Raw genomic sequence first — 10188 nt, forward strand, 5'->3', positions numbered from 1 at the left:
CGCCGTTGGTCATTGCCGAAAGCGGCCTGGCCATCCGATCTCCCCCCTTGAGGGGGAGATGGCCGGCAGGCCAGAGGGGGGCGCCTCGCACCGGACATCAGGCAATTTATCCCTTATTCCCGGACCTCGAAAGGCCAGTCTCCTGAATCCCTTGACGCAGCCTATTCAACGAACACTTTCACACTGGCCGCCCGTCCCGCCGCGTCGATGACGGTCAGCGTCGAGTAACCCGCGCCGTCGGGCTGCCATGTCGCGGTGCGGCGGCGATCGAGGCCGATGAGCGGCTTGCCGTTGGCCAGCCAGCGGAACGGCGCCCGGCCGCCTTGGAGCTTCAGCACCAGTGGCGACGCATCGGCCGAGTTGGTGGCGAGATCGACGCGGGCGCCATCCGGCGGGAAGATGATGGTCGGCGCGGGTTCGGTCGGGGTCGCCTGCACCAGGCCATCCGCGCCGGCGCCGAAGCGGGCAAGCGTCACCGGCAGGTCCTCGCGCTTGGGGGTGAAGGCGCCGGGCGGTTTGCCCGGCAGCGGTACGGTCGCCAGCCCCGAGCGGACAAAGCCTTCGAACAGGATCGGGGCGGCTGAGACATAGCCGGAAAGACCAGGCACCGCACCGGCATCGGGCCGGCCGACCCAGACACCCAGCACATAGCGGCCGTCGAAGCCGACCGACCAGGCGTCACGGTAGCCGTAAGAGGTGCCAGTCTTGTAGGCAATGCCGCGCTGCAGGGCGCCTTCGGGTGGCTTCACACCCGACAAAATGTCGACGATCTGCCAGTTGGCCTGGTCGTTGAGGATGGTGGTGGTCGAACTCGCCGCGTTGGCCGGCTCGGTGCCGTCATGCAGCGAATGCGTCTTGCCGCCATTGGCGAGCCCTGTGTAGAGCTGGACCAGGTCGCGCAGCGTGACGCCGACGCCGCCGAGGCCGATGGCCAGGCCGGGCGCTTCATTGACCGGCAGGATCGGGTTGACGCCCGCCTGACGGAAACGCGCCGTCAGCCGCGCCGGGCCGACGGCGTCGAGCACGCGGATCGCCGGCACGTTGAGCGACAGTTGCAAAGCCTGGCGGATCGAGACGTCGCCCTGATAGCCCATGTCGAAATTCTTCGGCCTGTAGCCGCTGAAATCGACCGGGCTGTCCTCGATCAGCGTTTCCTGCGCCACCAGTCCCTGCTCGAAGGCGAGGCCGTAGATGAACGGCTTCAGCGTCGAGCCGGGCGAGCGCACGACCTTGGTCATGTCGATCCAGCCGGAACGGCTGGAATCGAAGAAATTGGCCGAGCCGACTTCGCCCAGAATGTCGCCGGTGCGGGCATCGGCCAGCACCATGGCGACGGACAGACGCGGCCCGAGCTTGGTGGCGGCATCGCGCGCCACCTGTTCCAGTCCTTGCTGGACGCTTTTGCGGATCGTCAGCTTGAGCGGCTGACCCGGAACGGCCTTGGGAAGCATCGCATAGGAGGCATGCGCGGCAAGCGCCGGCAAGGTGCGGCGCAGGCCCGAGACATCGTCAAGTGCGGCGCGTGCCGCCTCGCGTTCGCCGATCAGGCCTGACGAGACCATGCGGCTCAGCACACGATCGCGCGCGGCGTGGGCGATCTGGAGGTTGCGGTCGGGCCGGCGCTTTTCCGGCAATTGGGGGAGGGCGACGAGAAGGGCGGCCTCGGAAACGGTGAGCCGCTTCGGTTCCTTGCCGAAATAGGCGAGCGAAGCGGCGCGCACGCCTTCCAGGTTGCCGCCATAGGGCGCCAGCGTGAGATAGCGCTCGAGGATGTCGCGCTTCGACAGCCGCCGCTCGATCTGGATGGCGCGCAGCATCTGCTTGATCTTGGAGCCGAGGCTGCGGCTTTCGCGCGGCTCGATCAGCCGGGCAAGCTGCATCGACAGGGTCGAGCCGCCGGAAACGATATGGCCGCTGGTGGCGAATTGGCCGGCGGCGCGGGCGAGAGCCAGCACATCGACGCCCTCATGGTCCCAGAAGCGCTTGTCCTCATAAGTGACCAGCATGTCGACGAACTGCTTGTCGACCTGGTCGAGCCGGGTCTCCAGCCGCCAGTAGCCGTCGGGTGTCGCGAAGGCGCGCAGCAGCTGGCCGTCGCGGTCCTGGACTTCGGTGGAGACGGTCAGAGTTGCGGGCAATGGTGGGGGGAAGGCGCGGTCGAGTTCCCAGAGGGCGGCGGTGGCGATTGCCGCAACGACGGCTAGCGATGCTCCCGCAATGGCGGCCCGCCGAATGAATTTCTTGGAGAGCATGGCGCTGCCCCTCATCCGCCTGCCGGCACGACGGCCCTTCGGGCGTTCGCCGTTCGAAAAGCCAAGCAATTGGCTTTTCGTCCGCTGCGCGGACCACGGCTCACCTCCCCGTATAGTGACGGGGAGAAGGGAGCTGTCGCGGCGGTCGGCGCTAGCCCCTTTCTCCCCGTCACTATACGGGGAGAAATGCCCGGCAGGGCAATGAGGGGCAGCGCAAGCCTCACGTTCATATCCGCCAAGGCACCTTACGGCGCCTTGATCTCCATCATGCCGGTGGCGGTGCGGGCCGAATATTGCGGCCGGTACATGTCCTCCACCGTTGCCGCCGGATGGGCATAGGTGCCCGGCGTGACGGCGCGCACGACATAGGCAAGCGTCAGATTGTGGTCGTGGTCGCCGTCGGCCGGGTTGAATGCCGCGACGAAGCGGTCGTCGCGGAATTCCAGATGCGCGGCGTCGGTCTGCGCCAGCCAGGAGAAGTTCGTCAACTGGGCGCTGGAAACCAGTCCCGGATTGTCGATCTCGAAGCCGGCCGGCAACAGGTCGGTGACCAGCAGGCGCGACGGCCAGCTGTTCTGCTCGGTGACCTTGAGCACGACGACATAGCGTTCGTTCTGGGTGGCCTCCGTCACATTGGCTTCGGTGCCGTCCAGCTTGTAGTAGGTGCGGCTGATGGTGAAGCCGTCGCCGGCGGCCGGCAAGGGCTGGATCGGCGACGCCACGGTGGTGACGACGGCCTGCAGCGGGGTCTTGCCGGTGTTGGTGATTTCGAGCGGGCTGTCGACCAAGTCTGAGCCGTTGACCTGGTTGGAATAGCCGCCGGAATGCGGCGCGCCGTTGACGGTCAGCGCGATGGAGTCATTGCCCTCCTTCAGCGCACGCGCCGCCAGCAGCATCCAAGAATCGTCCTGGGTGCTGGTCCAGCGGGCTTCGGCGCGTTTCCTTGTCACCAGCTTGATCAGCTCGGGCACGATCGTCGATACCGGCTTCGATTCCGCCGCCAGCGACAGCATCGCCGCGCCGTCACGCAATGCCGAGCCGTAGTCGGAACGGTACCAGTCGTAGTCGGTGCTCGACTTGGCGAGCTGCAGCGCGGTCTTGAACGTCGCCTCCGAACGCTGCGTGTCGCCATAGAGCGCAAGGCTCGCCGCCAACTGGGCGACGGCCATCGGGCTCGAGAAGGCTTCGAGCTGGGTGTCGGCGTAGTAGCGCAGATCGCCGATCGAGGCCTTCTTGTTGCGGGCCAGCACGTAGAGGGCGTAGGCGATCTCGCTGCCGCGGTCCTGTACGCTCTGGTCGTAGCCGAGCGAGTTCTGCAGGTTGTTCAGAGCCTGGTTCATCGCCAAAGCCGGCACATCGTATTTCTGCTCCCGTGCCCTGGTCAGGAACTCGCTGACATAGGCGTCGAGCCACAGATCGCCGGAGCCCGGACCCCACAGGCCGAAGCTGCCGCTCGAGGACTGGTAGCTCAGGACCTTGTAGATCGCATCCTGGATGCGGCCGTGCAGTTCAGGGTCGCTTTCCATGCCGACGCCTGATGCCATCTCGTTGACGTAGAGAAGCGGCATGGCGCGGCTGGTGGTCTGCTCGGCGCAACCATAGGGGTAACGATCGAGCGTCATCAAGAGCGACGGCACGTCGAAGGCCGCAGCCTGCGAAACGCCGACGCTGACCGATGCGCCTTCGAGCAGGCTGGCAGCCAGCAGCTCCTTGTCGACGCGAAGCGCGCCGCCATTGCCCTTGAGGTCGACTACAAGGCGCGTGGTGACCGGCAATTGGGCCGGACGCACCGGGACATAGAGCGTCTGCTCGACCTTGGTGCCGTCCGCATGCGCCAGCTTGATGGTCAGCGAGGCATTGCCCGCCGTCTTTGCGATCAGCGGCACGGTCAAGGTCTGGCGCTTGCCCTGGGCGAGCGTCAGCTTCTGGGGCAGGGGCTTGTCACCTGTCGACAGGTCCCCCGTCGTATCGATCGACAGCGCATAGTCGCCGGCCGGTCCGTCGGTGTCGGCAACGTCGAGACGCATGACGGCGTTGTCGCCAGGCGCCAGGAAGCGCGGCAGGCCGGCGGTGATCACAACGGGATCACGCACGATCACGTCCGACTGGGCATGGCCGATCGCCTCCTTGGTCCAGGCGACAGCCATGACGCGCACGGTGCCGTTGAACTGCGGGATGTCGAAGTCGATCCGCGCCTTGCCGTCGGCGTCGAGCTGGACGATGCCGGAGAAGAAGGCGACCAGTTTTTCAGTGGGCGGGCTGCCTTGCGTCTGCATGTTGGCGCCGTCACCGCCGGTCCTGAGCTTGCCGGTGGTGCCCAGCGAGCCATCGATCAGGCGGCCGTAGATGTCGCGGATCTCCATGCCCAGCATGCGCTGGCCAAAGAACCAGTTCTCCGGATCCGGCGCCTTGTAGTTGGTCAGGTTGAGGATGCCGACATCGACGGCGGCAACGGTGACATAGGCGTTGGTGCCCGGCTGCACGCCGGCCACGGAAACCGGGATCGACAGCTGCTGGCGCGGCATTGTCTTGTCCGGCGGCGTGAGCGTGACGGCAAGCTTCTTGGCGCCCGGATCGACGGTCAGCCATTTCACGCCGATGGCGCGGGCGGGCATGCGCGTTTCCTGCGCGTCGCCCGGCCGGAAAAGGGTTGCCGTGACATAGGCGCCGGCGCCCCAGTCGTCGCCAACCGGGATGTCGACGGTGCTGCCGCCGGCCGGCACGGTCGCCGTGATGGTTTTCAGCAGCTTGTCGGAGCCGATGTTGATCAGTAATTCGCCGGCAAAATGCGGCGAGATTTTCAGCTTTGCCACTTCGCCCGCGGCATAATTGTCCTTGTCCAGGGCAATCTCCAGGCCGTCAGGCGTTTCGGTGGTGGTCGAGGCGACATACCAGCCGGCGTCGAATTCATAGCTGGTCGCCGGCCCCTCGGGATCCGATGTCTCGACCTCGAGCCTGTACTGGCCCCAGTCGACAGGTACGGAGACGGCGGCATCGCCATCGGCGTTGAGATCGATCTGGCCGTTGGCGATCGATTTGGTGAAGCTCACCGGCTCGTAGTTCCAGGAGTTGTTGGAGCGGTACCACTGGTAATTGCGTTCGACCTTGACCAGCGACCACTGCGCGCCTTTCAGCGCCTCGCGCTTGCCATCGGGATCGACGGCGATCAGGCTGAACTTGGCCGTGCCCCCCTGCGGCACTTCACCATCGGCGAAATCCGGGCGGATGCCGATCATATGGCCTTGCGGGCGGATGCCGATGTTGAGCGAACGCTCGATGGCGCGGCCACCGGTTTCGCGCATGCGCACCGTCACCTTGCCGTCGACCAGCTTGGTGGTCGAGGGCAATTGGTCGACGGAGATCGGGAAGGTCGCTTTGCCGTCGTCGCCGACCACCGGCAGATCGGTGAGCGGCGTGACCGTGGGCTCCGCCGACTGCTCGTCGGCGAGGCCGAAGGAAAAGTCGGGGAAGCGGTCCCAGTCCCGGGACGTCGACAGGGTCAGTTCGCCTTCCAGCGCCAGGCCCGCCGCCGGCGCGCCATAGAGGAAGCGGCCGTCAATGTTGATGTTGGCGGTTTCGCCCCGCGCAATCTCCTGCTTGTCGGCCTTCATGTCGAACTCGATGCGATCCGGCACGAAGTCCTCGACCAGGAACATCTGGCTGGCAACCGCCGGCTGCTTGGGGTCGGTGTGGATCGACACCGACCATGTGCCGCGCATGGCGTTGGGTTCAAGCGGCAGGTCGACGGCGTGACCGCCGGCCGATGCGCCGTCGCTGACGATGCGGCGGTCCTCGACGCCATCGGGACGCGAGAAGATGAAGGTCAGCGGCAGGTTCTCGACCGCCTTGGCCGCGCCGTCGCGGGCAAGCGCGGCGACATGGACGTCCTCACCGGCGCGGTAGATGCCGCGTTCGGTCCAGGCATAGACATCGAGCGCGCCCGGTGCGGCGCGTCCGGTGACGCCGCGGTCCGACAGGTCGAAACCGGCCTTTGACATATCGAGGAAGACGAAATCATTGTCGCCCTGCTTGGCCATCAGCACGGCCGGCACCATGCCGCCGTCACCGCGCGTCAGGCCGGGGTTGAAGACGGCATGGCCGTTCGCATCCGACGTCGCGGTTCCGAGAACTTCGTTGTTACGGGCAACCAGCGTCAGTTCGGCACCGGCAATCGGCTTGGCGCTACCCAGCGAACGGGCAAAGACGTTAAGCCCGTCCTGGCCGGTATAGGTAGACAGGCCGATGTCGGAGACGACGAACCACTGCGTGGCCAGCGAACCGTAATCGTCGCTCTTGTCGTTGACGGCCTTGGCCGTCAGCACATAGACGCCGGGCTTGCGCTGCGGCAGCGCTTCGTCGACCGGGAAGGAGGTGGTGACCTCCTTGTTGAGATCGTTGACGATGTCGAGCTGGCCCTGCCAGACCGGCGCGCCTATCTGCTCGGAAATGTTGGAAATGTCATAGCCGTCGAGCTGGTGCAGGAACTGGTAGCCCGACAGCAGCTGCGCCAGCGAGCGGTCGCCGATGCGGTAGAGCTTCATCTCGGCGGCGTTCATGTTGACGGTGACGACCGGAATGCCGCGGCGCGCGCCGGCCGGCAGCACGAAGCTGTCGCCGGTGAAGCGGGCGGATGGCGCGCGGTCCTGCACATAGATCGACAGCACCACGGGGGCAGCGGTCACTTCGCCGATCGCGGCCGGCAGGCCGGCGCGGAAGGTGACGTCATAGTGCTGGCCGTGTTCGAGCCCTTCGACGCAGATCTGCTTGTCCTTGGCCTCGATGCCCTTGGGCGCGGCGTTGTCGACGGTGACGAACTGCGCGTAGTCGACGCCGGTCTTGACCAGATCCTCGGAGAATTGCGCGCAGATGCGCGGCGCGCTGGTGTCGGCATCGACAGAGTGATCGATGACGCGGAATCCCTTGCGGGCCTTCAGATCGGCATAGTCGGCCTGGACCGCGGGCGAGCTTTCCAGCGCAAGGCTGGCTTCATAGGCCTGCAGCGCCGGCCGGTAGAGATCGCGCTTGTCGAGACCATTGCCGAGCAGCGCCAGCACTTCGGCGCGCGTCTTGGTGGTGCGCAGCAGCTTGTAGGCGTTGAAGGCGGCCGACGTGGCGTTTGACGGCAAAGTTGAGGCTTCGGAGGTGCTCGCGGCGGGCTGTACGGCCAGCGTTTCGCGCGCCAGCTTGAGCCAGAGCTGGCCGTCATCCGGCATGACCGAGACAGCGGCCTCGTATTTCTGCATGGCGGAGCGATGGTCGCCGGTCTGTACGGCTTGTTCGGCCGAGTTGATCAGCGCCGCCATGCCCTCCGTCGGCTTGTCAAAGGCAGGGCCAAGCAGCTTGTTGCGGTATTGCTGGGCCTGGTCGGCCATCCAGTTGGGGAAGAAGGCGAGTTCCGGCGGCGCGCCGATATCTGGATCGCCGTCGATGTTGACGACCTTGCCGGCGACCGCGCCGTTGAAGGATTTCAACTGGTTATAGTCGGATTTGAGAAAGCACCATTTGGCCTTGGTGTTGTAGGTGAAGGCGCGGCAGGTCGGATCGCCGAGGCATGTCGTCTTGCACTGGTCGAGCGTGACGTTCTGGTCGGACCTGAGATCGAAGCCGAAATAATCGGAATTGTCCGTCGTTGCGATTCTTCGCGCTTCCGCCGCTTGCGCGACGCTACCCCAGGCAAAGAAAAGAAGGACGAGAATCGACAGCCCACGAGCCGCGCGCATTGCCATAACACCCTCCAGACAATTGCAGACGTCCGGGCATGTTCAAGCTTCAGTCAGGCTTGTCAACGCGCGGACGCGGCAGGTCTCCGCCTGCCAACGGTTTATTTTCCGGCCAAGGACCGGTATGCGGACAGTAACCTCCATGGGAAGGGGATCACGCTTTCTTGCGGAAACGCAGAAGGTGTGAATTCCAAGCCCACCCTATTTCAGACAATTGGATTGTGGCCCCTTTACGAGCGCTTCAGAACTTCATTCCAATTTTAGTTTTGTAACCTAGGTTGTCTTAATGCCGGCGCATGAAGAGCAGATGTCAGGAGGGACCGCGCCAGGGCGCGTGCTTCCGCGCGCCCTGCTTTTGGCCATGATGTGCGGGACCGCGCTGATCGCCGAATCAAGATCCGTGGCCGCGTTCGAGCTTTTCGGCATCAAGCTGTGGGGATCGTCCAGCGACGAGGACGCGGACATTGTCGATCCGCTGCGCTACGCGGTGACTGTCTCCGCGCCCGACGCCGACAAGGACCTCGTCAAGAAGCTCGAAAACGCCTCGGCGCTGAAAGGCGACGAGGACCGGCCCGTTTCGGGTTCGCTCGGGCTGATGGCCAAGGCGCGCGGCGACCGCGAACAGCTGGTCGCCGCACTTTATGCCGATGCCCGCTATGAAGGCGTCGTCACCATCACCATCGACGGCAAGCCGCTCGACGAACTGCCTCCGGACGCCGAGTTCAAGGGGCCGCAGCCTATCCCTGTGGCGATCAATATCGCCACAGGCCCCAAATTCACCCTTGGCGACATCCGGCTGGAGGGCGACGCGGCGGGGCTGATGAGCGCCGATTATGGGCTGATATCCGGCGGCGACGCCGGATCGGGCGCGGTGCTCAAGGCCGAGGCGCTGATCGTGCGGACGCTGAAGGAGCAGGGCAGGCCGCTGGCCAAGGTGACCGACCGGCATATCGTCGCCGACCATGCCACATCGACGCTCGATGTGACGCTGACGGTCGCAGCCGGGCCGGTCGCCGGCTATGGCGCGACCACCGTGGAAGGCACCGAGAAGGTCGACAGGGACTTCACCGAATACATGACCGGGCTGAAGCGCGGCAGGCAATACTCACCACAGGAGATCAGCGACGCGCGCGACAGGCTGCTGGCGCTCGAGGTCTTCAACAGCGTGACGTTCAAGGAAGCCGACAAGCTCGACGCCGACGGCAACATTCCGATCGGCGTCCAGGTCAGCGAGCGCAAGCCGCGCTTTTTCGGCCTTGGCGGCACCTTCTCGAACACCGAGGGGCTTGGCCTCGAGGGCTACTGGGGGCACCGCAACCTGTTTGGCCGCGCGGAAAAGCTGCGCATCGACGGCGCCATCAGCGGCATCGGCAGCAACAATCTGTCCGAACTGAACTACAATGCCGGCATCATGTTCGAGAAACCCGGCGTGATCGGACCGGCGTCGAAGTTCTTCGCCAGCGTCAAGACCGTGCTCGAGCATCCGGATGCGTACGACCATTTCTCGGTCAAGGGCAGCACCGGCCTGTCCTACGAACTCGACAAGAAGCAGACCGTGTCGGCCGAGGTAGCGCTCGATTATTCGCGCATCCATGACGCCTTCGGCAAGCACACCTACCTGATCGCCAGCATTCCGCTGCAATATGTCTATGACAACAGGGACAGCAGGTTGAACCCGACCAGGGGCTTCAGGGTGCTCGCCTATGCCGAGCCGAGTTACGACATACTGAGTGGTGCGGCCTTCCTCAAGCTGAAGGGCGAGGGATCGGCCTATCAGTCGCTGGATACCGCGTCGAAATTCGTGCTGGCTGAGCGTGTCGCCATCGGCTCGATCGTCGGTACCGGGCTGCAGAACGTCCCGGCCGACCGGCGCTTCTATTCGGGCGGCGGCGGCTCGGTGCGCGGCTATGCCTATCAGGGCATCGGCCCCAAGGATTTCACCGGCCAGCCGATCGGCGGCCTGTCCTTCTTCGAGACCTCGGTGGAGACGCGCATCGCCGTCACCGACACGATCGGGATCGTGCCCTTCGTCGATGCCGGCACGGTATCGACGAAGTCGGTTCCCAACTTCTCCGACGTCAAGGTCGGCGCCGGTGTCGGCCTGCGCTATGTCACGCCGTTCGGGCCGTTGCGCATCGACGCGGCCGTGCCGCTCAACCGTGATCCCGGCGACCCGCATTTCGGCATCTATGCCGGCATTGGCCAGGCCTTCTGAC

The 10188-nt window shown here is 65.2% G+C and carries 3 protein-coding genes; 1 reads left to right on the plus strand and 2 read right to left on the minus strand.

Annotated elements, in window-relative coordinates; genetic code table 11:
• Nucleotides 1–161 precede the first annotated feature (161 nt).
• Both pbpC and EN850_RS15440 read right to left on the minus strand, forming a co-directional pair.
• Complete coding sequence (pbpC, locus tag EN850_RS15430; RefSeq protein ID WP_245525102.1) at nt 162–2252, minus strand: penicillin-binding protein 1C; 2091 nt, start codon at nt 2250–2252, stop codon at nt 162–164.
• A 245-nt stretch (nt 2253–2497) separates the two neighbouring features.
• On the minus strand, nt 2498–7978 hold the full coding sequence (locus EN850_RS15440; protein WP_136091681.1) for an alpha-2-macroglobulin family protein: 5481 nt from the start codon (nt 7976–7978) through the stop codon (nt 2498–2500).
• 280 nt (nt 7979–8258) lie between these two features.
• Here EN850_RS15440 and EN850_RS15445 point away from each other — a divergent pair, with 280 nt between their 5' ends.
• On the plus strand, nt 8259–10187 hold the full coding sequence (locus tag EN850_RS15445; protein WP_136091682.1) for an autotransporter assembly complex family protein: 1929 nt from the start codon (nt 8259–8261) through the stop codon (nt 10185–10187).
• Nucleotide 10188 lies beyond the last annotated feature (1 nt).

Origin of the sequence: Mesorhizobium sp. M8A.F.Ca.ET.207.01.1.1 (assembly GCF_004794715.1) — a bacterium.
GTDB lineage: Bacteria > Pseudomonadota > Alphaproteobacteria > Rhizobiales > Rhizobiaceae > Mesorhizobium.